The organism is Blastococcus sp. SYSU DS0973, assembly GCF_054051055.1.
Genome location: NZ_JBJHAN010000009.1, coordinates 74,028 through 100,829, shown reverse-complemented (window position 1 = coordinate 100,829; position 26,802 = coordinate 74,028). Strand labels below are relative to the sequence as shown.

At 74.2% G+C, this 26,802-nt stretch carries 26 protein-coding genes and 1 riboswitch; of the genes, 11 read left to right on the top strand and 15 right to left on the bottom strand.

Annotated elements, in window-relative coordinates; genetic code table 11:
- The first annotated feature begins 39 nt into the window (after positions 1-39).
- A complete protein-coding gene (locus ACI791_RS15080; protein WP_456586775.1) occupies positions 40-753 on the top strand; it encodes a mycothiol-dependent nitroreductase Rv2466c family protein in 714 nt (237 codons plus the stop codon).
- 127 nt (positions 754-880) lie between these two features.
- Here ACI791_RS15080 and ACI791_RS15075 read toward each other — a convergent pair whose 3' ends face one another.
- Positions 881-1,840 carry an EamA family transporter gene (locus ACI791_RS15075; protein WP_456586774.1) on the bottom strand — a complete coding sequence of 320 codons (960 nt, stop codon included), beginning with the start codon at positions 1,838-1,840 and terminating at the stop codon, positions 881-883.
- A 43-nt stretch (positions 1,841-1,883) separates the two neighbouring features.
- Complete coding sequence (locus tag ACI791_RS15070; RefSeq protein ID WP_456586773.1) at positions 1,884-2,327, bottom strand: STAS domain-containing protein; 444 nt, start codon at positions 2,325-2,327, stop codon at positions 1,884-1,886.
- Between the two features lie 217 nt (positions 2,328-2,544).
- Here ACI791_RS15070 and ACI791_RS15065 point away from each other — a divergent pair, with 217 nt between their 5' ends.
- The 6 genes from ACI791_RS15065 (at position 2,545) to ACI791_RS15040 (ending at position 8,904) form a co-directional block, all read left to right on the top strand.
- Entirely contained in the window at positions 2,545-3,342 is a 798-nt protein-coding gene (locus ACI791_RS15065; protein ID WP_456586772.1) for a thioesterase family protein, read from the top strand.
- Positions 3,343-3,486: 144 nt separating this feature from the next.
- Positions 3,487-4,383 carry a mechanosensitive ion channel family protein gene (locus ACI791_RS15060; protein ID WP_456586771.1) on the top strand — a complete coding sequence of 299 codons (897 nt, stop codon included), beginning with the start codon at positions 3,487-3,489 and terminating at the stop codon, positions 4,381-4,383.
- Complete coding sequence (locus ACI791_RS15055) at positions 4,380-4,880, top strand: hypothetical protein (RefSeq protein ID WP_456586770.1); 501 nt, start codon at positions 4,380-4,382, stop codon at positions 4,878-4,880. The genes ACI791_RS15060 and ACI791_RS15055 overlap by 4 nt, the downstream gene beginning before the upstream one ends.
- A gap of 112 nt (positions 4,881-4,992) precedes the next feature.
- Positions 4,993-5,107: riboswitch (SAM riboswitch) on the top strand.
- Between the two features lie 43 nt (positions 5,108-5,150).
- Complete coding sequence (locus tag ACI791_RS15050) at positions 5,151-6,443, top strand: bifunctional o-acetylhomoserine/o-acetylserine sulfhydrylase (RefSeq protein ID WP_456586769.1); 1,293 nt, start codon at positions 5,151-5,153, stop codon at positions 6,441-6,443.
- A gap of 3 nt (positions 6,444-6,446) precedes the next feature.
- Entirely contained in the window at positions 6,447-7,526 is a 1,080-nt protein-coding gene (gene metX / locus ACI791_RS15045; RefSeq protein WP_456586768.1) for a homoserine O-acetyltransferase MetX, read from the top strand.
- A 178-nt stretch (positions 7,527-7,704) separates the two neighbouring features.
- On the top strand, positions 7,705-8,904 hold the full coding sequence (locus ACI791_RS15040) for a cysteine desulfurase-like protein (protein ID WP_456586767.1): 1,200 nt from the start codon (positions 7,705-7,707) through the stop codon (positions 8,902-8,904).
- A gap of 3 nt (positions 8,905-8,907) precedes the next feature.
- On the opposite strand, the gene ACI791_RS15035 is transcribed toward ACI791_RS15040, so the two are convergent.
- The 7 genes from ACI791_RS15035 to ACI791_RS15005 all read right to left on the bottom strand — a co-directional run bounded on the left by ACI791_RS15035 (position 8,908) and on the right by ACI791_RS15005 (position 16,290).
- Entirely contained in the window at positions 8,908-9,438 is a 531-nt protein-coding gene (locus ACI791_RS15035) for a gamma carbonic anhydrase family protein (protein ID WP_456586766.1), read from the bottom strand.
- Between the two features lie 76 nt (positions 9,439-9,514).
- The gene (gene gdhA / locus ACI791_RS15030; RefSeq protein ID WP_456586765.1) at positions 9,515-10,864 is read right to left on the bottom strand and encodes an NADP-specific glutamate dehydrogenase; all 1,350 of its coding nucleotides are present in this window, start codon (positions 10,862-10,864) and stop codon (positions 9,515-9,517) included.
- A gap of 205 nt (positions 10,865-11,069) precedes the next feature.
- Positions 11,070-12,107 (bottom strand): NlpC/P60 family protein, encoded by a 1,038-nt coding sequence (locus ACI791_RS15025; protein WP_456586764.1) that lies wholly within the window; start codon positions 12,105-12,107, stop codon positions 11,070-11,072.
- Between the two features lie 183 nt (positions 12,108-12,290).
- Positions 12,291-12,782 carry a hypothetical protein gene (locus tag ACI791_RS15020; RefSeq protein WP_456586763.1) on the bottom strand — a complete coding sequence of 164 codons (492 nt, stop codon included), beginning with the start codon at positions 12,780-12,782 and terminating at the stop codon, positions 12,291-12,293.
- A gap of 73 nt (positions 12,783-12,855) precedes the next feature.
- Complete coding sequence (locus tag ACI791_RS15015) at positions 12,856-13,158, bottom strand: hypothetical protein (RefSeq protein WP_347058451.1); 303 nt, start codon at positions 13,156-13,158, stop codon at positions 12,856-12,858.
- A 229-nt stretch (positions 13,159-13,387) separates the two neighbouring features.
- The gene (locus tag ACI791_RS15010) at positions 13,388-14,779 is read right to left on the bottom strand and encodes a metallopeptidase TldD-related protein (protein WP_456586762.1); all 1,392 of its coding nucleotides are present in this window, start codon (positions 14,777-14,779) and stop codon (positions 13,388-13,390) included.
- The gene (locus tag ACI791_RS15005; RefSeq protein ID WP_456586761.1) at positions 14,776-16,290 is read right to left on the bottom strand and encodes a TldD/PmbA family protein; all 1,515 of its coding nucleotides are present in this window, start codon (positions 16,288-16,290) and stop codon (positions 14,776-14,778) included. Before ACI791_RS15005 ends, ACI791_RS15010 begins: the two co-directional genes overlap by 4 nt.
- A gap of 62 nt (positions 16,291-16,352) precedes the next feature.
- Here ACI791_RS15005 and ACI791_RS15000 point away from each other — a divergent pair, with 62 nt between their 5' ends.
- Positions 16,353-17,168 (top strand): MBL fold metallo-hydrolase, encoded by an 816-nt coding sequence (locus tag ACI791_RS15000; RefSeq protein WP_456586760.1) that lies wholly within the window; start codon positions 16,353-16,355, stop codon positions 17,166-17,168.
- A 37-nt stretch (positions 17,169-17,205) separates the two neighbouring features.
- On the opposite strand, the gene ACI791_RS14995 is transcribed toward ACI791_RS15000, so the two are convergent.
- Positions 17,206-18,504, bottom strand: coding sequence for an amidohydrolase family protein (locus ACI791_RS14995; RefSeq protein WP_456586759.1), 1,299 nt, complete (start codon positions 18,502-18,504; stop codon positions 17,206-17,208).
- Positions 18,505-18,575: 71 nt separating this feature from the next.
- Here ACI791_RS14995 and ACI791_RS14990 point away from each other — a divergent pair, with 71 nt between their 5' ends.
- The 3 genes from ACI791_RS14990 to ACI791_RS14980 are packed head-to-tail and all read left to right on the top strand — an operon-like array spanning position 18,576 to position 20,567.
- Positions 18,576-19,271: a DedA family protein gene (locus ACI791_RS14990; protein ID WP_456586758.1), complete on the top strand. Its 696-nt coding sequence runs from the start codon at positions 18,576-18,578 to the stop codon at positions 19,269-19,271.
- 4 nt (positions 19,272-19,275) lie between these two features.
- Complete coding sequence (locus ACI791_RS14985; protein ID WP_456586757.1) at positions 19,276-19,947, top strand: HAD-IA family hydrolase; 672 nt, start codon at positions 19,276-19,278, stop codon at positions 19,945-19,947.
- Positions 19,944-20,567, top strand: coding sequence for an alpha/beta hydrolase family protein (locus ACI791_RS14980; RefSeq protein WP_347058465.1), 624 nt, complete (start codon positions 19,944-19,946; stop codon positions 20,565-20,567). Before ACI791_RS14985 ends, ACI791_RS14980 begins: the two co-directional genes overlap by 4 nt.
- Positions 20,568-21,232: 665 nt before the next feature.
- Here ACI791_RS14980 and ACI791_RS14975 read toward each other — a convergent pair.
- The 5 genes from ACI791_RS14975 to ACI791_RS14955 form a co-directional block, all read right to left on the bottom strand.
- On the bottom strand, positions 21,233-21,481 hold the full coding sequence (locus ACI791_RS14975) for a hypothetical protein (protein ID WP_456586756.1): 249 nt from the start codon (positions 21,479-21,481) through the stop codon (positions 21,233-21,235).
- A 130-nt stretch (positions 21,482-21,611) separates the two neighbouring features.
- A complete protein-coding gene (locus ACI791_RS14970; protein ID WP_456586755.1) occupies positions 21,612-22,718 on the bottom strand; it encodes an SRPBCC family protein in 1,107 nt (368 codons plus the stop codon).
- 128 nt (positions 22,719-22,846) lie between these two features.
- Positions 22,847-23,704 (bottom strand): FAD binding domain-containing protein, encoded by an 858-nt coding sequence (locus ACI791_RS14965; RefSeq protein ID WP_456586754.1) that lies wholly within the window; start codon positions 23,702-23,704, stop codon positions 22,847-22,849.
- Entirely contained in the window at positions 23,701-26,196 is a 2,496-nt protein-coding gene (locus ACI791_RS14960) for a xanthine dehydrogenase family protein molybdopterin-binding subunit (RefSeq protein ID WP_456586753.1), read from the bottom strand. The genes ACI791_RS14965 and ACI791_RS14960 overlap by 4 nt, the downstream gene beginning before the upstream one ends.
- Positions 26,193-26,735: a (2Fe-2S)-binding protein gene (locus ACI791_RS14955; RefSeq protein WP_456586752.1), complete on the bottom strand. Its 543-nt coding sequence runs from the start codon at positions 26,733-26,735 to the stop codon at positions 26,193-26,195. The genes ACI791_RS14960 and ACI791_RS14955 overlap by 4 nt, the downstream gene beginning before the upstream one ends.
- Positions 26,736-26,802 lie beyond the last annotated feature (67 nt).

Sequence of the window (26,802 nt, the reverse complement as noted above, 5' to 3'; positions counted from 1 at the left end):
GGTTCGGCGAGGTCCGGCGGGAGCGCCTAGGTTCTCCCCATGGCCGATCTGCGCTTCTGGTTCGACCCCGTCTGCCCGTTCGCCTGGATGACCAGCAAGTGGGTCCGCATGGTGGCGGAGCAGCGGGAGTACGCCGTCGAGTGGCGGTTCATCTCGCTGCGGCTGCTCAACGCGCACATCGACTACGACGCCCACTTCCCGCCCGAGTACGAGGCCGGGCACACCGCGGGCCTGCGGCTGCTGCGCATGGCCGCCCGCACCCGCGAGGAGCACGGATCCGACGCGGTCGGCCCCCTGTACGCGGCCCTCGGCGCGCAGATCTTCGAGACGCCGAACGAGCCGGGTCACGAGGTGCGCCGCGGCACGCGCGAGTTCGTCGAGCCGATCCTCGCCGAGGTCGGGCTGCCGGCCGACCTCGCCGCCGCCCTCGACGACGACTCCTGGGACACCGCGCTGCGCGCCGAGACCGACGAGGCGCTGGCGCTGACCGGCAAGGACGTCGGCACGCCGATCCTGCACTTCCGGCCGCCGGAGGGGGTGGCCTTCTTCGGGCCGGTCATCAGCCGGCTGCCCGGCGAGGACGAGGCCGTCGCGCTCTGGGACCACGTCGTGGGGCTCGCCTCGTTCCCGGGCTTCGCCGAGCTCAAGCGCAGCCTGCGCGAGCGGCCCCAGCTGCCCGCGTTCGGGGTGCGGCCCGGGGAGTCGGGCGTGCAGGAGGACTGGCACGGCGGGAGCCGCCGGCAGAAGAAGTGACCCCGCCGGACCGCCTCGCCCACCGAGTCACGGGGAAGGCGACGGCTGGTGGATCGCCAGGGCGGCCGACGACGTCACGCCCCGGGTAAGAGCCCCCGGCTCCGCCTCACGACGACAGCGGGGCGCCTCACGACGACAGCGGGGCCGGGGTCTCCGGTACCGGTGGCTGGGTGGTCCGCGCCGTCTGCGCCAGTGCGATCCCGGTGAGGACGACGGCGCCGCCGGCCACCTGCCAGCCGGTGAGCACCTGCTGCACCCACAACCAGGCGACCACGGAGGCGAACACCGGTTCGGCCGTGGCCACCAGCCCGGCCGCGGTCGGCGACAGGTGGCGCAGCGCCGCGATCGACAGCCAGAACGGCATGACCGCTCCCATCACCGCGATCCAGGCCACCAGCACCCACAGCGGCAGCTCCAGTGAGCCCATCGAGACGGGCACGTCGCGGCCGAGCACCCCGGCGTCGAACTGCCACCACGGCGCGGCGACCGCCCAGAAGACCGCAGCCGCGACGAAGGCCCAGCACGTGAGGGTGACCGGGTCCCGCGACACCGTGCCCCGCTCGCCGATCAGGTAGTAGGTCGCCAGGGCCACGGCGGCGCCGAGACCTGCCGCGACGCCGATCAGGTCCAGCGAGCCCTCTCCGGTCCAGACCCCGGTGACCAGGGCCAGCCCGGACAGCGACAGCACCAGCGCCGCCCACACCCGGCTGCGCACCTTCTCCCGGCGGACCAGCCACACGTAGACGGCGATGAGCACGGTCCCGGTGAACTCGAAGACCAGCGCGATGCCCACCGGTAGTCGTCCGATGGCCACGTAGAAGAGGTACTGCGTCATCGCGATGCCGATGACACCGAGCACGGCGAGCAGCGGGAGCTCCCGGCGGGTGACCCGCAGCCGGCCCGGGGCCACGACCAGCAGCACCGCGAGCAGGGCCACGGCCGCACCGGTGCACCGCAACGCGGTCAGCCGCGGGGCGGAGATGCCCGCCTGCAGGGCCAGCGTGGACACCGTGCCGTTGACGGCGAACAGGCCTGCGGCCACCAGGGTGAGCGCATACCCCAGCGCGGGGCGGGCGACGCGGTCCACCCGCGCACGGTAGCGGGCTACCCCCGTCGAGCCGCCTACCGGTTCAGAACAGGGCCAGCTCCTGGACCGGCGGGCGTGGCGCGGGACCGGACGCGGTGAAGGCCTCGTCGAGCCCGGTCGCCTCGAACACCCGCCACACCGACGGCTGCACGTTCCGCAGGAGCAGCTCGATGCCCCGCTGCTGGCACCACCGCCGGACGGCGATCAGCACCGATAGGCCTCCCGAGCCGATCGAGGGCACCCCGCCCAGGTCGAGTTCGAGCACGGTGCAGCCGGCCAGCGGGCGCGCGGCGACGAACGCCTCCAGCCGCGGAGCGGTGACCAGGTCGATGTCGCCCTCGACCACCACGAGCGCGTGCCCGCCGGCGGTCTCCCACTCCAGCCGCAGCGCGGCCGGCTCGGGCGGCTGCGACACCCACCACGGCCGGCGCCGTCCGGGCGGCCTCGCCAGCCGCCGCGCCCCGTCCCACTCGTGCGCCCGCACCATGTCCGTTCCCCCACCTGCCGACGGCCCGACCCCCCGTCGTCCGGACCGTAGGCAGCCCGCCCCGGCGATACAACGGATTCCGGTACGGCATCGACCGGTGTGCCACACGGCGGGCGCGCTGTCACGCGTCGTCATCGGGCGATCCGCCTCCGTCCGCCCGCCCCGGCCCGGATACCCGGCGCACACGGGAGACAGCGGCCCGGCGAGACTCGCGGTCATGGACGTGCCCGAGGCCCTCTACCTGCCCGACGGCGACGGCTTCACCGCGACCGCCCTCACCATCGGCCCGTGGGACGCCGGACACCAGCACGCCGGGCCGCCGGCCGCGCTGCTGCTGCGCGCGGCCGAGCAGGCGAGCGGGATCGCGGGCGGCCAGACCGTGCGCATGGCCTACGACATCCTCGGGCCGGTGCCGGTCGGCCCGGTACGGGTGACCACGTCGGTGGTTCGCCCGGGCCGCCGGATCGAGCTGGTCGAGGCGGTGCTCGACAGCGGCGACGGCCGTCCGCTCATGCGCCTGTCGGCCTGGCGGATGCGGTCCCGTGACGACGCCGCTCCGGCGACCGCGCAGCCGCACCCCGCGCCGGCCGGACCGGAGGAGAGCCGGGCCGAGCGCGCGGCGTTCTTCACCACCGAGATCGCCTACCACCGGGCCCTGGACTGGCGGTTCGCCGCCGGGACGTTCAACGGCCCGGGGCCCGCGACCGCGTGGACCCGGCCGGAGTGCACGCTGGTCGCCGGGGAGCCGATGACCCCGCTGCAGCACCTGCTGGTCATGACCGACGCCGCCAGCGGCATCTCCGCGAACCTGGACTGGACGCAGGCCACGTTCGCCAACGTGGACCTGTCCGTGGCGCTGCACCGCCCGCCGCGGGGCGAGTGGCTCGGCATGGACGCCACCACGGTGCACGGCGGAACTGGAGGGGCGCAGTGCCTCGCCGTCCTCTTCGACGCCGCCGGGCCGATCGGCCGGTCCACCCAGTCGTTGTTCGTGGAGCCCCGCCCGCCGGCGTGAGTCATCTCTCCGTGCTGCTGCGGCGCAGGTCAGCGGCCCGTCGCGCGGCCGCGACCGCGGTACCGGCCGGGACCGGTTGGCATCGACGGGCACCGGTGCGCACTGTGGAAGGATCGTCTTCCCCACGATCGGAGCCTGCTACCCGTGGACGCGTTGAGAGAGCTGCTGGACTGGCTGTCCGGGCGGGGTCTCGAGGTCGTGTTGATCATCCTCGGCTCGGTGCTGCTCACCCGGTTCGTGGCCTGGGCCGGAACGCGGATCACCGACCGGATCGACCGCAACTCCACCGGCGGCGACGCGCTGGTCCGCTCCGAGGCGGCCAAGCACCGGCACTCGCTCACCCAGGTGCTCACCTGGGCGGCGATCGTGCTCATCTACTCGATCGCGGTCTTCTTCGTCCTGGACCGGCTCGGGGTTCCGGTCACCGGCCTCGTCGCGCCGGCCACGGTGCTCGGCGTCGGCCTGGGGTTCGGCGCCCAGCGCATCGTCGGTGACGTGCTCGCCGGGTTCTTCATCATCACCGAGCGGCAGTACGGGTTCGGCGACGTCGTCTCCATCCAGGTCCTCGGCGGTGGCGACCCCGCCACCGGAACGGTGGAGGACGTCACGCTGCGGGTGACCCGGGTGCGCTCGCCCGACGGCGAGGTCGTCACGGTCCCCAACGGGCAGATCGTCAAGGTCGTCAACCTGTCCCGCGACTGGGCCCGCGCCGTCGTGGACGTGCCGGTGCCGACGAGCGTCGACGTCAACCGCGCCAACGAGATCCTGCGCCAGGTCGGCCGGGACGCGTTCCGCGACCCGGCGATGCGCCCGCTCCTGCTCGACCCACCCACCGTCATGGGCGTGGAGACCCTCGGCCTGGACGAGGTGAACGTGCGCGTCGTCGCCCGCACCCTGCCGGGCAAGCAGTTCGAGGTGGGCCGCGACCTGCGCGCCCGGGTGGTGCAGGCGTTCCGCAGCCAGGGCATGCAGGTGCCGCAGCCGACCACCAGCGCGCCGTCCGGCGACGGCGCCACGACGGTGCAGGAGGGAGTCCGATGAGCAGCCCCGACCACGGCCGGGCCGGCGACGGCGTCCCCGGCGAGCCCACGGTGAGCACCGCCCCCGCCACCACCGGCACCGCGGCGCCCGACGTCGTCCCCGCCCACCGCTGGTGGTCGTCGATCCCGCGGCACCTCGGACGGGCCCGCACCTCCACCGTGGTGCTGGTCGTGCTGTTCCTCTCGATCGGCGCGCTCTACCTCAACGTGCGTCCGCCGGCTCCGGGAACGCCGGCCTCCCGTGAGGAGACCGTCGAGCAGACCGAGCCTGCGGAGATTGAGCCGACCGGGACCGCGCCCGCGGAGACGACCACCGAGCCCGTGCCGACGACCGAACCGTCGGGGCCGACCACCCGGTCGAGCACCCCGACCACCACCGGCTCGCCGTCCCCGGGCACCAGCGCCACCCCGACGGCTCCGGGGGCCACCGAGCCGGTGCCCACGGGCGGATCGGCCGGGCCGGGCGACGAGGCCTCGCCGGAGTCGCCGACCGACTGAGCGCCGGAAACCCGGTGTTTCACGTGGGACATCGCCTCGCCGGTCGGGGTCACCAGCCCACAGCACCCGGGCGGTGTGCAGGTGAGGAGGTCGACGTCCTAGGATCACGTCGGCTCCTGAGAGGCAGCGCGAAGCACCTGGCTGGCTGCCCGGCAACCTCTACTCCGTCCGAGGTGCTCCAGGGGAAGAGCCGGCCGGAAGGCGCCCGCCTCCGGCAAACGACGGAGCTCCCGTGCGCCGCGGGTCTCCGCGAGCGAGAGGAGACGGCGCATGAGCGACCCCGCGAGCTGGAGCTTCGAGACCCGGCAGATCCACGCCGGCACGAGCCCCGACCCCACGACCGGCGCCCGCGCGCTGCCGATCTACGCGACCACCGCGTACCAGTTCCGCGACACGCAGCACGCCGCGGACCTGTTCGCCCTGGCCGAGATGGGCAACATCTACACCCGGATCATGAACCCGACGCAGGACGCGCTGGAGCAGCGCGTGGCGTCGCTGGAGGGCGGCGTCGCCGCGCTCGCCGTCGCCTCGGGCCAGGCCGCCGAGACGCTGGCCATCCTCAACGTGGCCGAGGCCGGCGACCACGTCGTCGCGTCGGCCTCGCTCTACGGCGGCACTTACAACCTGCTGCACCACTCGCTGCCCAAGATGGGCATCACGGTCTCCTTCGTCGAGGACCCCGACGACCCGGAGAACTGGCAGTCGCTCGTCCAGGAGAACACCCGGGCGTTCTTCGCCGAGTCGATCGGGAACCCGAAGGGCGACATCCTCGACATCGAGAGCGTCGCCGGCGTCGCTCACCGGAACGGGGTGCCGCTGATCGTCGACAACACCATCGCGACGCCGTACCTGATCCGCCCGCTCGAGTTCGGCGCCGACGTCGTCGTCCACTCGGCCACCAAGTACCTGGGCGGGCACGGCACGGTGATCGCCGGCCTGATCGTCGACGGCGGCAGGTTCGACTGGACCGGCGGCCGGCACCCGATGTTCACCACGGCCGACCCGACCTACCACGGCGTGGTCTACGCCGACCTGGGGGCGCCGGCCTTCGCGCTCAAGGCGCGGGTGCAGCTGCTGCGCGACCTGGGCCCGGCGGTCTCCCCGTTCAACGCCTTCCTGGTGGTGCAGGGCATCGAGACGCTGTCGCTGCGCATGGAGCGGCACGTGAGCAACGCCCAGCGAGTGGCCGAGTTCCTCGAGGCCCACGACTCGGTCGAGCGGGTCAACTACCCGGGGCTGACCTCCTCGCCGTGGCACGCCGCCCAGCAGAAGTACGCGCCGAAGGGCGCCGGCGCCGTCCTCACCTTCGAGCTGCACGGCGGCGTCGAGGCCGGCAAGCGGTTCGTGGAGGCGCTGGAGCTGCACAGCCACGTGGCCAACATCGGCGACGTGCGCAGCCTGGTGATCCACCCGGCGTCGACGACGCACTCGCAGCTCACCCCGGAGGAGCAGCTCACCACCGGTGTGACGCCGGGCCTGGTGCGCCTGGCCGTGGGGCTGGAGGGCATCGAGGACATCCTGGCCGACCTCGAGGCGGGCTTCCGCGCCGCCAAGGGCGCCTGAGCGATGGGCGGGTGGGTCGAGGGGGACCCGGTCGGCGACCGGCACTTCCTCGACCTGCCCGCCCCGTTCCCGCTGGAGCGCGGAGGGACCCTCCCGGCCGTGCGGATCGCGTACGAGACCTGGGGAACGCTCGCGCCCGGCGGGGACAACGCCGTCCTGGTCGCGCACGCGCTCACCGGCGACAGCCACGTGGTGGGCCCGGCCGGACCGGGACACCCGACGGCCGGCTGGTGGAGCGGCATCGTCGGGCCGGGGGCGGCCCTGGACACCGACCGCTTCTTCGTCGTCTGCGCGAACGTCCTGGGCGGGTGCCAGGGCACGACCGGGCCGTCGTCGGCCGCGCCGGACGGCCACCGCTGGGGCTCGCGCTTCCCCGAGGTGACCGTGGGCGACCAGGTGCGCGCCGAGGGCGCGCTGGCCGACGCCCTGGGCATCGCGCGCTGGGCCGCCGTGGCCGGCGGGTCCATGGGCGGCATGCGGGCCCTGGAGTGGGCCGTGGCCGAGCCCGACCGGGTCGGCGCGCTGTTCTTCCTGGCCTCCGGCGCCGTGGCCTCGGCCGACCAGATCGGCACGCAGACGACCCAGCAGGCCGCCGTCCGGGCCGACGCGCGCTGGGCGGGCGGGAACTACCCGCTCGACGCCCCGCCGGTGGACGGCCTCGGGATCGCCCGGCGGATCGCCCACCTCACCTACCGCAGCGGGCTGGAGCTGGAGGCGCGCTTCGCCGCCCGCGTGCAGGCCGACGGCCGCTACGCCGTCGCGTCCTACCTGGACCACCACGCCGGCAAGCTGGCCCGCCGGTTCGACCCCGGCAGCTACGTGGTGCTCACCGAGGCCATGAACAGCTGGGACGTCGGCCGCGGCCGCGGCGGGGTCGAGGCGGCGCTGTCCCGGGTGACCGCCCGCGCGCTGGTGGCCGGTGTGGACACCGACCGGCTCTACCCGCTCGACCAGCAACGCCGGGTGGCCGACGCGCTGGGCGTGCCGCTGCGGGTCATCCCCTCGCCGTACGGGCACGACGGCTTCCTCATCGAGACCGGCGCCGTCGGGGCGCTGCTGGCCGAGCTGCTGGGTGCGGCGTGAACGCCGAGGAGCACGCGGACCTGGCCGCCCAGGTGGCCCGCGCCCGCGAGTGATCCCGGCGTCTGCGGGTGGAGCTCCGGCGTCGGCGACGGGACGCCGGCCCTGACCTCGGCGCGCTCCGCGCCGCGATCGCCCCCTCGCCGGGTGAGCCGCCCGGCCGGCGGTTAGCGTCGCGGCCGTGAGCCTCGACGTCGCCGCGCTGCGCGCCTCCTTTCCGTCGCTGGCCAGCGGCACCGCCCACTTCGACGGTCCGGGCGGTACCCAGGTACCGGCCGCGGTCGGCCGGGCGGTGGCCGCGGCCCTCACCGCCCCGGTCAGCAATCGGGGAGCGGTGACCGCCGCCGAGCGGTTCGCCGACGAGACGGTGCTCGGGGCGCGGGCGGCGATGGGCGACCTGCTCGGCACCGACCCCGCCGGCGTCGTCTTCGGCCGGAGCACCACCCAGCTCGTCTTCGACCTGGCCCGCACGCTGTCGGCCGGCTGGGGTCCGGGCGACGAGGTCGTCGTCACCCGGCTGGATCACGACGCGAACATCCGGCCCTGGGTGCTGGCCGCCGCCGCGGTCGGCGCCACGGTGCGGTGGGTGGGCTTCGACCCGGCGACCGGCGAGCTGACCGCCGACGACGTCGCCGCGGCGCTCACCGACCGGACCCGGCTGGTCGCGGTGACCGGAGCGTCCAACCTGATCGGCACCCGGCCACCCCTGGCCGCCATCGCCGAGCAGGTGCACGCGGCCGGCGCGCTGCTGGTCGCCGACGGCGTGCACCTGACCGCGCACGCCCCGGTCGACGTCCAGGCTCTCGGGGCCGACGTCTTCCTCTGCTCGCCGTACAAGTTCCTCGGCCCGCACTGCGGCGTCCTGGCGGCCGACCCCGCGTTCCTGGCGACGCTGCGGCCGGCCAAGCTGCTGCCGTCGACGGATGCGGTGCCGGAGCGCTTCGAGCTGGGCACGCTGCCCTACGAGCTGCTGGCCGGGACCACGGCGGCGGTGGACTTCCTGGCCGACCTCGGGGGCACCGGGACGCGCCGGGAGCGGCTCCTCGCGGCGATGGCCGCGATCGAGGAGCACGAGGACCGGCTCCGCGAGCGCCTGGAAGCCGGGCTGGCCGAGCTGCCCGGCGTCCGGCTGTGGTCACGGGCGGCGCACCGCACCCCGACCCTGCTGCTCACCTTCGACGGGCGGGACGCCGCCGACGCCTACCGGTTCCTCGCCGCCCGCGGCGTCAACGCACCGGCCGGGCACTTCTACGCCATCGAGGCCAGCCGGTGGCTCGGGCTCGGCGACACCGGGGGCCTCCGGGCCGGGCTGGCGCCCTACAGCGACGCCGACGACGTCGACCGGCTGCTCGACGGGCTGCGGGGGTGGCTGGCCGGCTGACGCTCAGCCCAGCCGCTGCACCCGGCGGGCGGACTTCAGGCGGTCGGTGTAGCTGATCGCGTTGCCCTGGATGTGCAGCTGGTCGTCGTCGGTCGCCTCGCGCATCACCTTCGCGGGTACGCCGGCGATGAGCGAGCGGGGCGGGAAGACCTTGCCCTGGGTCACGACGGCGCCGGCGGCCACGATGGAGCCGGAGCCGATGTGCGCGCCGTTCATCACGATGCTGCCCATGCCGACGAGCACGTCGTCGTCGATGCGCGCGCCGTGCAGCACCACCCGGTGCCCCACCGAGACCCGCTCGCCCACCACCAGGGGGAACCCCTCGTCGGAGTGCAGCGTGCAGCCGTCCTGGATGTTGGAGTCGGCGCCGATCTCGATGACCTCGGCGTCGGCCCGGGCCACCGCGCCGTACCAGATGCTCGACCGCGGGCCCATGGTCACCGCCCCCACCACGACGGCCGTGGGCGCCACGAACGCCTCGTCGTCGATGTGCGGGGAGCCGAACTCCAGGGCGCCGATGAAGTTGTCCGCCATACCGCCACCCCAGCACAAGCCGCTGCCCTCCGGCCAGCCGGGGCGGTCCGGGCGCGGGCGTTCTCGGCCACCCGGGTCAGATCAGGCCGTGCGCGTGCACCGCCTCGGCCACCTGCAGGAAGCCGGCCACGTTGGCGCCGAGCACCAGGTCACCGGGGGACCCGTACTCCTCGGCGGTCTCGTGGCAGCGGGTGTGGATGTCGCGCATGATCTCGGCCAGCCGGGCCTCGCTGTGCTCGAAGGTCCAGCGGTCGCGGGAGGCGTTCTGCTGCATCTCCAGCGCGGAGGTGGCCACGCCGCCGGCGTTGGCGGCCTTGCCGGGGGCGAACGCGATCCCCGCCTCGCGGAGGACCTTCACCGCCGACGGGGTGGCGGGCATGTTCGCGCCTTCGACCACGTAGCGGCACCCGTTGCGGGCGAGGACGCCGGCGGCGTCGCCGTCGAGCTCGTTCTGGGTCGCGCTGGGGATGGCGACGTCACAGGGGACGTCCCAGATGCTCCCGCCCGGCACGAAGGTGGCCGACGGCACCCGCTCGGCGTAGCTGTCGATCCGGGCGCGCTCGACCTCCTTCACCTGCTTGAGGACATCGAGATCGATGCCCTTCTCGTCGACGACGTAGCCGCTGGAGTCCGAGCAGGCGACGACGGTCCCACCGAGCTGGTGCACCTTCTCGATGCCGTAGACCGCGACGTTCCCCGACCCGCTGACCACGACCCGCGTCCCGTCGAAGGAGTGCCCGCGCGCGGTCATCATCGCCTCGGCGAAGTAGGCCGCGCCGTAGCCGGTGGCCTCGGTGCGGACCAGCGCCCCGCCCCAGCCCAGGCCCTTGCCGGTGAGGACGCCGGACTCGTACCGGTTGGTGATCCGCTTGTACTGGCCGAACAGGTAGCCGATCTCCCGCCCCCCGACGCCGATGTCGCCGGCCGGCACGTCGGTGTACTCCCCGAGGTGCCGGTAGAGCTCGGTCATGAACGACTGGCAGAACCGCATGGTCTCCGCGTCGGAGCGACCCTTGGGGTCGAAGTCGGAGCCGCCCTTCCCGCCGCCGATCGGCATGCCGGTGAGCGCGTTCTTGAAGATCTGCTCGAAACCCAGGAACTTGACGATGCCCAGGTTCACCGACGGGTGGAAGCGCAGCCCGCCCTTGTAGGGCCCCAGCGCGGAGTTGAACTCCACGCGGAAGCCGCGGTTGATCTGCACCTGGCCGCGGTCGTCCTGCCACGGCACCCGGAAGATGATCTGCCGCTCGGGCTCGCAGATCCGCTCCACCGTCTTCATCTCGGAGTACTCGCTGTGCCGGTCCAGGACGACGGCCAGCGACTCCAGCACCTCGCGGACCGCCTGGTGGAACTCGGTCTCACCGGGGTTGCGGTGCAGCACCTCGTCGTAGATCGCCTGGACCGTCTCCGGAACCTCGCCACTCACCACGTGCCCCTCTCGCGCCGATCGCTCCTCCTGCGCAACGTACGTCGGTCGCGGGACATCGGCGGGACGAGGCCGGGTGGATCCCCGGATGTCACACCCGGCCGCCACCATGCCGGCCATGCCGGAGCCGACCACGCCACGGCACCCGGCCTCTCCGTGCCCATCGCCGAGAAGGGCTCCGGCGTGCCGTCGGCTCGACCTGGCGTCAGCCGGTGGGGCGGACGCCGAACCGGAAGCCGCCCTGGTCGACCGATGTGACCGACAGCGGCGTCCCGTAGGTCCGGGCGTGCACGATCATCCCGTCGCCGATGTAGAGGGCCACGTGGCTGATCGGCGAGTAGTAGAAGACCAGGTCGCCCGGCCGGAGCTCTGACCGGGAGAGCTGCGGGCCCATCTTCGACTGGCCGCTGCTGGTGCGCGGCAGCGTGATGCCGGCGGCCGCGTAGGCGTAGGACGTCAGCCCGGAGCAGTCGAACGCGTCCGGGCCGGTGGCGCCCGACCGGTACGGGGAGCCGACCTTCGACAGCGCGACCCCGATCGCGGTCGCCGCCGGGCTGCCCGTCGCGACCGGCAGCTCCGCCACCGACGGCGTCGCCAGCTTCGGGCCGGCGACGAGGGTGGAGACCCGGTCCTGCTCCGCCGCCGAGAGCTGATCGTAGTTCGACCGGTACTCGGCGGCCCGTCGCTCGACCTCCGCGTGCTGGGCCTGCAGCTCGGTGAGGCCCGCCTGCGCGGTGGCGGCGGCCTGGTCGGCCGTGGCCTGCGCCTCCTCCGCGGCGGCGCGCGCCGCGGCGACCTGCGTGATGACCGAGTTGGTGTGCGCGGCGATCATGTCCAGCGTCGTCATCTGCTGGACGAGGTCCTCGGCGGACTCGCTGGTGAGGAAGGCGGCCACCCGGGACTGCGTCTTCTCCGTGAAGCTGCTCTGCACGATGGCCCGGATCTGCGGCTCGTGCACCGCCAGGGCGTCCCGCGCGGTCTGGGCGTGAGCAGCGGCCACCTCGGCGGTCCGCTGCTGGGCGGCGACGATCTCCTCGGCTTCGTGGACCTGGGCCTCGATGGTGGTCAGCTGCTGCGCTGCCTTCGCCATCAGCGAGGCGGCCTCGGCCACCGAGCCCGGCTCGGCGCTCGCCGTCGTCGTCATCGCCGGGGAGAGAACCGCCGTCGCGGCCGCCACGAGCGCGGCGCCCACCGCGAGGACGGCGCGCGAGCGGCGACGGGTGGTCGAGCGCTGCGACTGCACCGGAGCCTCCGATCACCTGCGCCGGGCCCGGGGAAGGGGCCGCAACCATGCGCGTCAGCACGGAACGTAGGGACCCCGTATCCGCAGGTAGTGGGTGGCGCGCGGGGGTGGACGCCCGGGGTCGCCCCGCCCGTCACACGAGCACCGGGGGCAGTCACCCGTCACGCGCGGACGGGGCTCCGGTCAGCGACGACGGGGGCCGGCGGCGGTGCCGTCGGGCAGCCGGTCGGACGCGAGCGGCACCAGCAGGTCGGCGACCGCGCCGGTGACGAACGAGTAGACGGCCTTGTGGGTGACATCGACGACCTGGTCGCGGCGGGACCACGTCCAGGGCGGGGCGCCGACGCCGGTGGCGTTCTCCAGCGTCTGGTCGGTGGCGAGCCGGATCGAGGTGTGCCAGGCGGACGCGCGCCAGCCCCGCAGCCCCGAGGCGGCCCAGATCCCGCGGAGGGCGCCGACAGCGGCGCCGGTGCCCCAGTGCATGAGGTGGTTGCGCGCCAGCGGGCGGGCGGACTCAGGCAGCCGCCGGCCGGTCACGAGCGCGGTGATCGTGCGCGCGGGCACATAGCTGTCCGGCCGCTGGGTGACGGCCTGCTCGGCCTTCTCCCCCAGGGTCATCACGGCGACGCCGGCGAGGCCGGCCAGTGCGCCCCGCAGGGCGGCGCGTCCCAACATGGGAGCGGACCTACCCGACCGGGGGCTGCGGACACCTCGCCGGCGGCCACCCGTGACGAAGGGTGGTGCCCTCTCAGCCGGCGAGCGGCTCCTGGACCTCCAGGCCGTCGACGACCGAGAAGTCGCGCAGGATCGCGGTGAGCTCCTCGGCGGTCCACGGCTCGCAGCAGTCGCAGCCGCCGTCGCGGAAGCTGGCCAGGCCGATCGACCCACCGGCCTGGTCCTCGGCGATGGCGAGGTGGCCGGCGGACGGGGAACGGTGGCAGGCGCAGGCCGCGGCGCAGAGACCGAGGCCCCAGCCGGAGATGACGACGGTGTACCCGTCGTCGCGGACCTTGCCCACCTGGAAGACGGATGGCTTGCGACTCCGGCTCACGGAGCCCTCCCCTCGACAGCCCCGTGGGAGCGGGGCCTGCGTACGACTTGTGGAAGTTCTCGAGCTACGTGAGGTGTCGGCAGAATCGGGTCTGGGGTGAACCCCTCGATCAGCTCAACTTCCGGTACCGAGCGTAATTCCGTCAGTACTGTTGGTCGCCGTCAGTTTCCGCCAGCCCTGCCGCGATCCACTTGTGAGAACTACGCGGTCGTCGTTCGACTCGCCGGGCTCAGCTGGCCGGACTGACGCTGCTCATGTTGAAGTCGGGCACCCGGAGCGTCGGCATCGCCGTACGGGTGAACCAGTCGTTCCACTCGCGCGGGAGGGTGCGCTCGGTGACCCCGGCCTGCACCGCCCGGCCGAGCAGGTCGACCGGGGACTCGTTGAACCGGAAGTTGTTCACCGCGCCGGTCACCTCACCGCCCTCCACCACGAAGACGCCGTCGCGGGTGAGGCCGGTGAGCAGCAGGGTCTGCGGATCCACCTCGCGGATGTACCAGAGCGTCGTCAGCAGCAGCCCCCGGTCGGTGGCCGCGACCATCTCCTCCTGGGTGGCGACCGCGCCCGGTTCCTCGAGGATGAGGTTGTCGACGGCGACCGTGGCCGGCGCCGTCGTCCTCAGCGCCCAGGCCCGCGGGCGGATCAGGTTGGTGAGGACGCCGGCGGAGATCCAGTCGACCGCCGGGGCGGCCAGGCCGTTGTCGAAGACCGACGCCGACCCCGACGACGCCCCGACCACCTGGAACGGCGCGGCCTCGAGCCCGGGCGCGTGCGGATCGCTGCGCAGGGTCAGCGGAAGCGCGGCCAGCCGTTCCCCGGTGCGGTTGCCCCCGCCGGCCCGGGCGAAGACGTTGCGCCCCTCGTCGGCGTCGCGCGCCTCCATCGTCCAGTAGAGGTAGATCATCAGGTCGGCGACCGCCGAGGGCGGCAGCAGCGTCTCGTAGCGGCCGGCCGGCAGGTCCACCTGGCGGCGCGACCAGACCATCTTCCGCTGCACCTCCGCCGCCAGCTCGTCCACCGAGACGTCGGTGAAGTCGCGGGTGCCGGTGCCGGCCCACACCGAGCGGCCGAAATCCGGCGTCTTGCCGTTGAGCTCCACCCGGCCCGTCGGCTGGTCGTGCCGCAGCCGCAGGCCGGTGGAGCTGCCCAGGTAGGTGGTGCGCATGCTGTGCTCGGCGAAGCCGAAGAGCAGTTCCTCGCGGTCCCGCGCCTCGCCGAATGCCTGGCCGAGGGCGGGAGCGAACTCGGCGAAGACGTCGATGGAGGTCTCGGCCGGGTCGGCGTCCCAGTCGCCGGCGCCCGGCGGGGGGTCGGAGACCAGCGGCATGGCGTCCTCGGCGGGCCCCGCGTCGCGGGCGGCGCGCTCGCTGGCCGCCACGAGCTCGGCGACGTCCGGCGTCCCCGAGCGGCTGACCGTGCCCGCCGCCATGCCCGCCCCGCCGTCGACGAAGGAGATGACGACGACCTGGCGCGAGCGCATGGCACCGTTCGTGGTGAGGCTGTTGCCCGCCCACCGCAGGTTCGCCTCGGAGCCCTCGGCCACGACGGTGACCTGCCCGTCCGCGGTGGAGGCGGCCAGCGCCCGCTCGACGACGTCCTGCGGACGCTGGTAGCGGCTCATCGCCCGGCCTCCTCGACGGTGTTCAGCACCGACACGTCCTCGAACAGGGCTGTCGGGCAGCCGTGGCTGACCGCCGCCGTCTGCCCCGGCTGGGCCTTGCCGCAGTTGAACGCGCCACCGAGGACGTAGGTCTGCGGGCCGCCGACGACGCTCATCGACCCCCAGAAATCCGTCGTCGTGGCCTGGTAGGCCACGTCGCGGAGCTGCCCGGCCAGGCGGCCGTTCTCGATCCGGTAGAAGCGTTGCCCGGTGAACTGGAAGTTGTAGCGCTGCATGTCGATCGACCAGCTCTTGTCACCGACGACGTAGATGCCGCGCTCCACCCCACCGATGATCGCCTGCGTCGACGGGCCGTCGGGAGCCGGCTGCAGCGAGACGTTGGCCATCCGCTGCACCGGCACGTGCCCCGGCGAGTCGGCGAAGGCGCAGCCGTTGGACCGGTCCATGCCCCGCAGCCGGGCCATGTTCCGGTCGACCTGGTAGCCCACGAGGACGCCGTCCCTGACGATGTCCCACTGCTGCCCGGCGACGCCCTCGTCGTCCCAGCCGACGGTGGACAGCCCGTGCAGCGCGGTGCGGTCCCCGGTCACGTTCATCTGCGGTGAGCCGTACTGCAGCGTGCCGAGCTTGTCGGGCGTGGCGAAGGAGGTGCCGGCGTACGCGGCCTCGTAGCCCAGCGCCCGGTCCAGCTCGGTGGCGTGCCCGACCGACTCGTGGATGGTGAGCCACAGGTTGGACGGGTCGATCACCAGGTCGTACCGCCCGGCCTGCACCGAGGCAGCCTTGGTCTTCTCCCGCAGCAGCTCGGGGATCTCGGCGAGCTCGGCGCGCCAGTCCCAGCCGGTGCCGGTGAGGTACTCCCAGCCGCGCCCGGCCGGCGGGGCCAGCGTGCGCATGCTCTCGAACGAGCCGGTGGCCCGGTCGACGGTGAGCGCGGTGAGGCTGGGGTGGGTGCGCACCCGCTGCTGGCGGGTCCGGGTGCCGGCGGTGTCGGCGTAGTACTTCTGCTCCTTCACCAGCATGCACGCGGTCTGCACGTGCTCGACGCCGTCGGCGGCCAGCAGCTGCTCCGACAGCTCGGTCAGCAGCGCCGTCTTGTCGGCGTCCGGAACCGAGAACGGGTCGACGTCGTAGGCGGAGACGTACGTGGCGTCGGGGTACACCCGCTCGGGCGCGAGCTCGATCCGGTCGGAGTTGAGCGCCGCGGCCACCCGGGCGACCGCGACGGCCTCCTCGGCGAGCCGGACGGCCTCGGCGGCGGTGAGGACGACGCCGGCGGCGAACCCCCAGGTTCCCTCGTGCACCACGCGGACGGCGAGGCCCAGGTCCTCCCCGTCGGCGAACGCCTCGGGGCGGGCGTCGCGGAGGCTGATCGTCTGGGTCCGGATGCGCTCGACGCGGATGTCGGCGTGCTCGCAGCCCAGGTCGACCGCCCGGGTGAGCGCGGCGTCGGTCAGCGCGGACAGCGGGAGCGCGAGGAACGCCTCGTCGATGGCGCGGGGTGCTGGCACGGACCCCTGTCTACCAGCGCGGGGCACGGGTGAGGAGGAATGCTCCGGGTAAGCGCCTGCGCATGGCTCAGTCACCTGGACAGCCCGCGGACGACGTGACCATGACCTTCGGCGGCAACGCGACGATGCTGCTGCGGATCGGCGAATTCACCCTGCTGACCGACCCCAACTTCCTGCACCGGGGCCAGCGCGCGTACCTCGGATACGGGCTGCGGAGCAAGCGGCTGACCGAGCCGGCGCTGCAGCCGACGCAGCTGCCCGAGCTCGACGGGATCCTGCTGTCGCACATGCACGGCGACCACTGGGACCGCGTCGCCACCGAGCAGCTCGCCAAGGAGACGCCCGTCGTCACGACGCCTGAGGCGGCGAGGTGCCTGTCCGACCGGGGGTTCACCGCCACCGCCGACCTGCGCGCGTGGGCGACCCATACGTTCACCCGGGGCGGGGAGACGCTGCGGATCACCTCGGTGCCGGGCGTGCACGGCCCCGGCCCGCTCGCCCGCCTGCTGCCCCAGGTGATGGGCAGCGTGCTGGAGCTGGTGCGCGACGGCGAGGTGAGCTGGCGGGGCTACATCAGCGGCGACACCCTCTACCGGCCGTTCCTGGGCGAGGTGCTGCAGCGGTGCGGCCCGCTCGACGTCGTCATCCCGCACCTCGGCGGCACCAAGGCACTGGGGCTGACCGTCACGATGGACGGCCGCCAGGGCGCCGACCTGGTGGAGCTGCTGAAGCCGCCGGTCACCGTGCCGGTGCACTACGACGACTACGACCGGTTCACCTCCCCGCTGGGCGAGTTCGTCGCCGAGGTCGCCCGCCGCGACCTGCCCGGCACCGTGCGCCCGGCCTACCGCGGCGAGACGATCAGCCTGCGCGCCTGACCGGCCCAGCGCCGGGAGCGCCGGGCCGGTGCACGGCTCAGCCGCGGGCGAGCCGGGCGGCCCGGTCGGCGACGCCGGCGCGCAGGGCGGCGACGTCGACCGTGGTCGACGCGCCGTCGTGCACCACCGCCCGCCCACCCACCCAGACGTCGCGCACGTGCCGGCCCGCGCCGGACCACACCAGGTGGGCCAGCACGTCGGCCGGGTCGCCGACCGGCTCGAAGACCAGGTCCCGGGTGTCGACGTGCACCAGGTCGGCCCGCCGGCCGACGGCCAGCTGCCCGAGGTCGGAACGGCCCAGGGCCTCGGCGGCACCACCGGTGGCCAGCCAGAACGCCTCCGCGGCGGTGAGCGCGGTCGCCGACCGCTCGCGCAGCCGGGCCATCCCCGCGGCCAGCCGCAGGTCGGCGAACAGGTCGAGCGAGTCGTTGGAGGCCGGACCGTCGGTGCCCAGGCCCACCCGGAGGCCCAGGTCGAGCATCGGCCGCACCGGCGCGACCCCGCTGGCCAGCTTCGCGTTGCTCGCCGGGCAGTGGGCGACGGCGACGTCGTACTCCCGCCACAGGTCCAGGTCACCGTCGTCCATGTGCACGCAGTGGGCGGCGAGCACCCGGCCGCCCAGCACGTCGTAGGAGCCGAGCAGCGCGGGGACCGACAGCCCGTGCGCGGCCAGCAGGTCCGCGCCCTCGGTGGTGGTCTCGGCGACGTGCAGGTGCAGGAGCAGCCCGTGCTCCCGGGCTGCTTCCGCCGCGTCGGCGAGGACCGGGAGGGGCACGGTGTAGGCGGCATGCGGGCCCAGCCCGTACTCCACCACGCCGTCCGCCGGGGCGCTCCGGGCCAGGGCGACGGCGGCGTCGAGCTGCTCGTCGATCGGCGGCATGCCGGGCAGCGGCAGCAGCGGGGTGGCGATCACCGCCCGCGCACCGGTGCTGGCGACCGCGGCGGCGATCCGCTCCGGGTGGAAGTACATCTCCACGCTGGTGGTGACGCCGTTGCCGAGCATCTCCGCCGACGCCGCGGTCATCGCGACCTCGACGTCCTCGGCGGTGAGCCGGCCCTCGCGCGGCCACATGACCTCGCGCAGCCAGCGGTCCAGCGGCAGTCCATCGCCCTGGCCCCGGAACAGCACCATCGGCGCGTGCGAGTGGGCGTTGACCAGGCCGGGGGTGAGGACGCCGGGCAGGGTGACCACGTCGGCGTCCCCGGGCGGCGGGGCCTCCGCTGCCGGGCCGACCCAGGTGATCCCGCCGTCGACCACGTCGACCACGCCGTCGGGGACGACGGTCCCCACGCGATCGCCGACGACGACGGCCCGGGCGGTGAAGCGCTGCCGCATGGGCTCCGAACCTAGCCGCGCACCGGCCCGGGAGCGCGGCGGCGGGCCGGGGCGCCGATACGGTGGACGCCATGTCCTCCCTCGCCGCCGCAGCCTCCGACGAGGGTGGCATCACCGGATTCCTGCTCGACCTGGTCCAGCAGCTCGGGCCCGTCGGCGTGGGGCTGAGCATCCTGCTCGAGACGGTCATCCCGCCGATCCCGAGCGAGGCGGTGCTCGGCCTGGCCGGCGTGCTGATCCGGCAGGGCGAGATGAACGCCGTCGCCGTGGTCCTGTTCGCCACGCTCGGTTCGATCTTCGGCGCCATCTTCTTCTACTACATGGGCCGGGCGCTCGGCCCGCGCCGGTCGCACCTCTTCCTCGACCGGCTGCCCCTGGTGCAGACGGAGGACGTCGACCGCACGTTCGAGTGGTTCGCCCGGCACGGCCGCGCGGCGGTCTTCTTCGGCCGCATGGTGCCGATCGTGCGCAGCTTCATCTCCGTGCCGGCCGGCGTCGTGCGGATGCCGTTCTGGCAGTTCATCATCTACTCGGCCGCGGGCAGCCTTATCTGGAACACCGTGCTGGTCAGCCTCGGAGTGCTCGCCGGCAACTTCATCCAGGACAACCTCAAGTACGTCGACTACGCCATCGTCGCCGCCGCCGTGCTGGGCGTCGGGTACCTGATCCTCAAGCGGTACCGCGACGTCCGCCGGCACCGGCGGGCGGGGACCGTCGCGCCCGGATCGGGGAGGAGGGGCGGGGATCCCGGCCGCCCGGCAGCATGACGGGATGACCCGCAACCGGCCCGACGTGGTCGCCTTCGACGTGATGGAGACGTTGCTGGACCTGGCTCCCGTGCGCGCCGCGCTCGAGGAGGCCGGGCAGCCCGGATCCCTGCTGCCGACGGTGTTCGCCCGCACCCTGCAGACCGGGTTCGCCGGCGTCGCCGTGGGCTCGTGGGCACCGTTCCGGGCGACCTTCGACTCCGCTCTCGCCCAGCTGACCGACCTGTCCGAGGCGCAGCGGTCACAGGTCGCGGACGCCTTCGCCGAGACGTTCCCGCACCCCGATGTGGAGCCCGTGCTGCGCCGGCTGGCATCGGCCGGCGTCCGCGTGGTGACGCTCAGCCACGGGACGCCCGGGGTGGCCGAGGCCGCTCTCGAGCGCGGCGGGGTCCGTGCGCTGGTGGAGCGCTCGCTCTCCAGCGAGCTGGTGCAGGTGTGGAAGCCGGCGCGCGAGGTGTACCTGTGGGCGGCCGGGGTCTGCCATGTCGAGCCGCAGCAGCTCGCGCTGGTCGCCGCGCACGGGTGGGACGTCCACGGCGCGCAGCGCGCCGGGCTGACCGGGGCATGGTTCCCGCGGGGTGAGCGCGTCTACCCGGCCGTGTACGAGCCGCCGCACGTCGAGGCCGGCGACCTGGCCGCCGCCGTCGACGCGCTGCTGGCGCTGCCGGTTCGGTGACCGCGCTCGACGTCGCCACACCGCACGGCCCGGCCCGCGCGCACCTCACCGACGGCGGCGCCCGCGGGACGCTGCTGCTGGGGCACGGCGCCGGCGGAGGCGTCGAATCAGCCGACCTGCTCGCCGTGGCCCGGGACGCCGCCGAGGCGGGCTGGCGGGTGCTGCGGGTCGAGCAGCCCTGGCGGGTGGCCGGGAAGCGCATCGCGCCCGCGCCGGCGCGGCTGGACGAGGGCTGGCGCGCCGTGCTCGCCCACCTGTCCGGCACCGGCCACCTCGCCGGGCCGCTGGTGGTGGGCGGTCGCAGCGCCGGGGCGCGGGTGGCCTGCCGCACAGCGGCCCAGGTCGGTGCCGACGGCGTGCTCGCCCTGGCCTTCCCGCTGCACCCGCCGGGCCGGCCCGAGAAGAGCCGGGCCGCCGAGCTGATCGGCGTCGCCGTCCCTGTCGTGGTGGTGCAGGGCGAGCGGGACGCCTTCGGAGCGCCCGCCGACGTGGCGGCGGTGCTGGACGGGCGGGCGCACGCGTCGGTGTACGCCGTGCCCGGTGACCACGCGCTGAAGAAGAACCCCGACGTCGTCGGCGCGGCCGCCGCCTCCTGGCTGTCCGAGGTGCTCGCGGGCTGACGGGCGGGTCAGAAGGGCGGTGGGTCGACGGCCGGATCCGGTCCGGGTGGCGGTCCGGGTGCGGTGAGGACGCGCCAGCCGGGTGGTCGGCTGCTCCTGATGACGCCGGTCGGGGTGATGACGGTGAGCACGCCGTCGTCACCCAGCGCGTACGTCCAGCCGGGCGCGGAGGTCTTGAGCCGGTGGTGGCGGCGGCACAGGCAGCACAGGTTGTCGCAGCTGGTCCGGCCGCCGGTGGCGTGGGCGACGACGTGGTCGAGGTCGACCCAGCCGGCGCGGACGGTGCAGCCCGGGTACCGGCAGGTCCGGTCGCGGACCTCGAGGAAGCGCCGCTGGGCGGCGGAGGGGCGGTAGCGGTCGACCGGGCCGGGCGGGGCCAGCAGGGGGCAGCTGCAGGGTGCGTCAAGGTGGTCGGGGCAGCCGCGGCGGGCCAGCCGCTGGAGTTCCGCACGGCCGGTGAGGGCCAGCAGGGCGCCGGTGGCGTCGGTGATCGCGATGTCCTGGTTGCCGCCCGCCGGTGCGCGGAGCCCGCCGGGGCAACTGGTCCAGCAGCGTCACCGCTGCCGCCCGGCTGCAGTTTCTGGATCGTGGCCAGCTCGTCGGGCAGGAACTCGCTCGTCTCCTCCGGCCCGACCTCGGCCGCGCCCTCTCCGCCCGGCCGGGGGTCACCCGGCCGGGCGGGCCGCGGCCAGGTCCATGACGAGCTCCACCTTCAGGGCGGCCAGCCGGCTCTCCGCGACGGTGATCTGCTGCAACAGCGCGGCCGCCTCCGCCGCGGTCCGCCGGGACGGCAGGAGCTCACCCAGCGGGTCGTCCCAGCGGGCCGGCTCCGGATCGGCCAGCTCCCACGGCGAAGGCGCCTGGTCGACGGGCACCACGGTGACCCCGACCGCGAACCCGCCACCCGACGACATGTCCGCAGGTTGGGCGGGGGGTCCGACACTTTCCGGGCGGGCGCAGGCCCGGCCACACCACGCGTTCGCTGGTGCCGGCTCCGCCGGATCGATTCATCCGATCCGGCGGCTGCCGGGCACCGGGCATGGCTCAGCGGCGGCGCCGGCGGACGATCAGGGTGACCAGCAGGACGACGGCGGCCACCCCCGCGGCCGGGGCCGCGTAGCGGGACAGCGCCGCTCCGCCGGCCACCTCGAGCAGGTCGATCGGCTCCGGCTCGGTCTGCGCCGGCTCAGCACGGTCGGTCGACGGCCCGGTACCGGGGACGCTCCGCAGCGGGGCACCCGTGGCAGGCCGCGTCGGGGGTGCGGTGCGACCGCTGGGTGGACCGCTCGGCGCCTTGGCCCCCGGTGCGGTGTCACGCGCCGCCGGGGCGGTGCCGACGGCCGCCGGTGCGGTGTCAGCGGCCGCCGGTGCGGCATCGGCGGCCGCGGGCGCACCGTTCTCCGGAACGGCCGCGACCAGCGGGGCGGTGGCGGGGCCGGACGCGGGCCCGCCCTCCGCCGGCTCCGCCGCCGGGGCGGCCTCCTTCGCCGCGGGCCCACCGTCGGCCGGAGCCGACACCTTGTCGGTGGCCGACGCCGCGGCCTCCTTCGTGGCGGCCGCTGCCTTCTCGACCGGGGTGCCCTCGCCGGCGGCCTGCTCGGCCGACGCGGCGACCTCCTCGACGACGCCGGCGGCGGTCGCCGCGGCCTTCGTCGCCGGCCCCTCGGCCTCCGCGGCGCCCGCCCGCTCGGCGTCGCCCTGTGCGTCGCCCTCGCCGAGCTGGGCGGCCAGCTTGTCGGCGAACTGGCCCAGCAGCTTGTTGCCGACGTCGGTCATCACCCCGCGGCCGAACTGGGCCGGCCGGCCGGTGATGTTGAGGTCGGTGAGGACGTCGACCCGGGTGACCGTGCCCTCGGCGCGCAGCTTCGCCGTCACCGTCGCCGCCGCCGTGCCGTTGCCGCGCTGGTCCTTGCCCCGGGCGTCGATGACCGCGCGGTGCGCCGCCTCGTCCTTCTCGATGAAGGACGCCTTGCCCTGGTAGGTCAGGTTGATCGGCCCGAGCTTGACCTTCACCCGCCCGGTGAAGTCGTCCCCGTCGACGGAGTCCAGCGCGGCGCCCGGCATGCAGGGTGCGATGCGCTCGATGTCGAGCAGCACCCGCCAGGCCTCGTCGACGGGCACCGGGACGGTGAACGAGTTCTCCAGCTGCACTGCAGGACCTCCTGGGAGGGAGCGACCGGGCGACGGGACGCCGCGACGGACGAGTTCGGACCAGGCGCGGCCCCGTCCGGGGCACCGCCCCGGGCCTGCGAGGGGTGGGGAGGACGGGGTCCTTCAAGCTACAGCCCGGCGGCGGTGCTCACCGCCCGGCGCGTCAGGACCGTGGCCAGATGCTGCCGGTAGTCGGCCTGGGCGTTCAGGTCGCTGCTCGGGTCGGTCCCGACGGCGGCGTGCTCGGCTGCCGCCGCGACCGCCTCGGGCGTCGCCTCGGCCCCGGCCAGGGCCTCCTCGACCTGCCGGGCCCGGAGCGGCGTCGGCCCCATGTTGGTCAGTCCGATCCGGGCCTCGGCGATGTGGCCGTCCTCCCGGCGCACCGCCGCGGCGACGGCCACGATCGACCACGCCTGGGCCACCCGGTTGAACTTCTCGTAGTGCATGCCCCACGAGCCGGCGAGCTTGGGCAGCCGCACCTCGACGAGCAGCTCGCCCTCCTGCACCGCGGTGGTGAGGTAGTCGACGAAGAACTCCGACGCCCCCACGGTGCGGCGCCCGCCCGGGCCCACGATGACGAACTCGGCGTCGAGGGCCAGGGCCACCGCCGGCAGGTCGCCGGCCGGGTCGGCGTGCACCAGCGCGCCACCGAACGTGCCGCGGTGGCGCACCTGCCGGTCGGCCACGGTCGCCGTCGCCTCGGCGACCAGCGGCGCGTACCGCCGGATCAGCGGGTCGGCGAGGACGTCGGAGTGCGTCGTCATCGCGCCGACGACGATCGCGTCGTCCTCCTCCCGCACGCCCCGCAGCTCGGCGACCCGGGCCAGGTCGACGACGGTCTCGGGTGCGGCCAGGCGCAGCCGCATCACCGGGATCAGCGACTGCCCGCCGGCGAGCACCTTCACGTCCTCGCCGCCCTCGGCGATGGCCTGCAGGGCTTCGTCGACGGTGGTCGGTCGGGCGTAGGCGAACGGTGCAGGAATCATCGGTCCCCTCCCAGCGAGGAAGCGTCGGTCGACACCCCGGCGGTGGTCTCGGTCTGCGCCCCGCCGTAGGCGTTGGAGCCGGCGGTGGCGCGGTCCCCGCCGTCCCCGCCCTGGTGGATGGCCCGCCAGACCCGTTCGGGCGTCAGCGGCATCCGGATGTCGGCGACCCCCAGGTGCCGGACGGCGTCCAGCGCGGCGTTCACCACCGCCGGCGTGGAGGCGATGCAGCCCGCCTCCCCCACGCCCTTGGCGCCGATCGGGTTGCCGGGCGCACTGTGCACGGTGTTGCCGGTGTCGAAGTGCGGCAGGTCGGCCGCCGAGGGCACCAGGTAGTCGACGAACGTGCCGGTGGTGAGGTTGCCGTCGGCGTCGTAGACGGCCTCCTCGTACAGCGCCTGCGCGATGCCCTGGGCCAGGCCGCCGTGCACCTGCCCCTCGACGATCAGCGGGTTCACGATCGTGCCGACGTCGTCGACGCAGGCGTACTTGCGGATCTTCACCAACCCGGTCTCGGTGTCGACCTCCATCGCGCACAGGTGCGTGCCGTGGGGGAAGGAGAAGTTCTCCGGGTCGAAGGTCGCCTCTGCGTCGATCGAGGGCTCGATCCCCTCGGGGTAGTTGTGCGCCGCGAAGACCGCCAGCGCGATCTCCTGGATGCCCAGGCCCGTGCCCGGCGTCCCCCGCACGGAGAACTTCCCGCCCTCGAACTCGAGGTCGTCCTCGCTGGCCTCGAGCAGGTGCGCGGCGATCTTCCGGGCCTTGGCGATCACCTTGTCCGCCGCCTTGACCACGGCGGAACCGCCGACCACCAGGGAGCGCGAGCCGTAGGTGTCCAGTCCGCGGGAGGAGATCGCGGTGTCGCCGTGCAGCACCTCGACGTCCTCGAACGGCACCCCGAGGGAGTCGGCGACCAGCTGGCTCCACGCCGTCTCGTGCCCCTGGCCGTGCGGCGTCGAGCCGGTGACCACCTCGACCTTGCCGGTGGGCAGCATGCGGATGGACGCATGCTCCCAGCCGCCGGCGCCGAAGGAGAGCGAGCCGAGCACCCGGGAGGGGGCCAGCCCGCACATCTCGGTGAAGGTGGAGATGCCGATGCCCAGCTGGACCCGGTCGCCGGACTCCCGCCGCCGCTGCTGCTCGGCGCGCAGCTCGTCGTAGCCGAGCAGCTCCAGCGCCTGCTGGGTGGCGGTCTCGTAGTCACCGCTGTCGTAAGCGAGCCCGGCCACGGTGGTGAACGGGAACTCCGACGCCTGGATCCAGTTCTTCCGCCGCAGCTCCAGCGGGTCCATGCCCAGCTCGACGGCGAGCTCGTCCATGATCCGCTCGATGGCGAACGTGGCCTCCGGGCGGCCGGCGCCGCGGTAGGCGTCGGTGGGCACCTTGTTGGTGAACACGCCGTCGCACTCGAACCGGTAGGCCGGGAACTTGTAGATGCCCGGGTACATGAACGCGCCCAGCGCCGGGACGCCGGGCGTGATCAGCCGCAGGTAGGCGCCCATGTCGGCCAGCAGCCGGACGCGCAGCCCTTTGAGGTTGCCCTCGCGGTCGGCGGCGATGTCCACGTACTGGATCTGGTCCCGCCCGTGGTGGGCGGTCATCAGCGACTCGCTGCGGGTCTCGGTCCACTTCACCGGCTTTCCGAGCCGCCGGGCGATGAGGAGGCAGAGGATCTCTTCCGGGTTGACCTGCAGCTTCCCGCCGAACCCGCCGCCGACATCGGGGGCGACGACGCGGAGCTTGTGCTCGGGGATGCCGGTGACCATCGCCGCCATGACCCGCAGGATGTGCGGGACCTGGGTGGCCGACCACATCGTGTAGTTGTCGCCCTGCGGCTGGACGACGACCGACCGCGGCTCCATGAAAGCCGGGATCAGCCGCTGCTGGATCAGCCGCCGGCTGACCACGACGTCGGCGTCGGCGAACGCCTGCTCGGTGTCCGAGCCGGTGCCCATCTCGCCGGCGTCGAAGACGAAGTGGTAGCTGGTGTTCGACTCCAGGTGGTCGTGGACGAGGTCCGCGCCGTCCTCGACGGCCTCCTCCATGTCCAGCACCACCGGGAGCGGCTCGTAGTCGATGTCGGCGAGCTCGACGGCGTCCTGGGCCGCGGTCTTGCTGCGGGCGACGATCACCGCGACGGCCTCGCCGACGTGGTTGACCTGGTCGACGGCGATCGACGGGTGCCCGGGGTTGACCATCTCCGGGGTCACCGGCCAGGCGCAGGGCAGCGAGCCCTGCTCCTCGGCGAGGTCACGGCCGGTGAAGACGGCGATCACGCCGGGGGCCTCCCGCACGGCGCTGACGTCGACGGAGGTGATCCGTGCGTGGGCGACGGGTGAGCGGACGACCGCGAGGTGCAGCATCCCGGGCAGGACCATGTTGTCGGTCCACGTGGTGCGGCCGGTGATCAGCCGGGCGTCCTCCTTGCGGCGGCGCGCCTTGCCGATCTCCTTCTCGGGCGCCGGGGTGCCGGTGCGCTCCTCGACGGCGGTCATGCCTGCCCCACCACGTGCGGCGCGGCGGCGGTGTCGACCTCGGCCGGTGAGACGTGGCCGTTCCCGGCACCACCCCCGCGCATCTCGGCGGCTGCCTGCTGCACTGCCCGGACGATGTTCTGGTAGCCGGTGCAGCGGCAGAGGTTGCCCTCGATGCCCTCGCGCACCTCGTCCTCGCTGGGGTCGGGGTTCTCCTTCACCAGGTCCAGCGACGCCATGATCATGCCGGGGGTGCAGTAGCCGCACTGGAGCCCGTGCATCTCGTGGAACGCCTTCTGCATCGGGTGCAGCTGGCCGTTGCCGGCGACGCCCTCGATGGTCGTCACCTCGCCACCGTCGGCCTGGACGGCCAGGACGGTGCAGCTCTTCACGGCCTCGCCGTCGAGGTGCACGGTGCAGGCGCCGCAGTTGCTGGTGTCGCAGCCGACCACGGTGCCGACCTTGCCGAGCTGCTCGCGCAGGTAGTGCACGAGAAGGGTCCGGGGCTCGACGTCGTCGTCGTACGACGCCCCGTCCACCCGCACGCTGATCCGGGTCATCAGTCCTCCGCCTCGTTGCAGGGATCCCCAGCAGGGGGTCTTCGTCCACGGCGGCCGTGGACCTGCA

Coding starts and splice junctions, on each gene's coding strand:
- ACI791_RS15080 (WP_456586775.1), top strand. CDS start 40: ATGGCCGATCTGCGCTTCTGGTTCGACCCCGTCTGCCCGTTCGCCTGG.
- ACI791_RS15070 (WP_456586773.1), bottom strand. CDS start 2,327: ATGGTGCGGGCGCACGAGTGGGACGGGGCGCGGCGGCTGGCGAGGCCG.
- ACI791_RS15065 (WP_456586772.1), top strand. CDS start 2,545: ATGGACGTGCCCGAGGCCCTCTACCTGCCCGACGGCGACGGCTTCACC.
- ACI791_RS15055 (WP_456586770.1), top strand. CDS start 4,380: ATGAGCAGCCCCGACCACGGCCGGGCCGGCGACGGCGTCCCCGGCGAG.
- ACI791_RS15050 (WP_456586769.1), top strand. CDS start 5,151: ATGAGCGACCCCGCGAGCTGGAGCTTCGAGACCCGGCAGATCCACGCC.
- metX (WP_456586768.1), top strand. CDS start 6,447: ATGGGCGGGTGGGTCGAGGGGGACCCGGTCGGCGACCGGCACTTCCTC.
- ACI791_RS15035 (WP_456586766.1), bottom strand. CDS start 9,438: ATGGCGGACAACTTCATCGGCGCCCTGGAGTTCGGCTCCCCGCACATC.
- ACI791_RS15020 (WP_456586763.1), bottom strand. CDS start 12,782: ATGTTGGGACGCGCCGCCCTGCGGGGCGCACTGGCCGGCCTCGCCGGC.
- ACI791_RS15010 (WP_456586762.1), bottom strand. CDS start 14,779: ATGAGCCGCTACCAGCGTCCGCAGGACGTCGTCGAGCGGGCGCTGGCC.
- ACI791_RS15000 (WP_456586760.1), top strand. CDS start 16,353: ATGGCTCAGTCACCTGGACAGCCCGCGGACGACGTGACCATGACCTTC.
- ACI791_RS14995 (WP_456586759.1), bottom strand. CDS start 18,504: ATGCGGCAGCGCTTCACCGCCCGGGCCGTCGTCGTCGGCGATCGCGTG.
- ACI791_RS14990 (WP_456586758.1), top strand. CDS start 18,576: ATGTCCTCCCTCGCCGCCGCAGCCTCCGACGAGGGTGGCATCACCGGA.
- ACI791_RS14985 (WP_456586757.1), top strand. CDS start 19,276: ATGACCCGCAACCGGCCCGACGTGGTCGCCTTCGACGTGATGGAGACG.
- ACI791_RS14975 (WP_456586756.1), bottom strand. CDS start 21,481: ATGTCGTCGGGTGGCGGGTTCGCGGTCGGGGTCACCGTGGTGCCCGTC.
- ACI791_RS14965 (WP_456586754.1), bottom strand. CDS start 23,704: ATGATTCCTGCACCGTTCGCCTACGCCCGACCGACCACCGTCGACGAA.
- ACI791_RS14960 (WP_456586753.1), bottom strand. CDS start 26,196: ATGACCGCCGTCGAGGAGCGCACCGGCACCCCGGCGCCCGAGAAGGAG.
- ACI791_RS14955 (WP_456586752.1), bottom strand. CDS start 26,735: ATGACCCGGATCAGCGTGCGGGTGGACGGGGCGTCGTACGACGACGAC.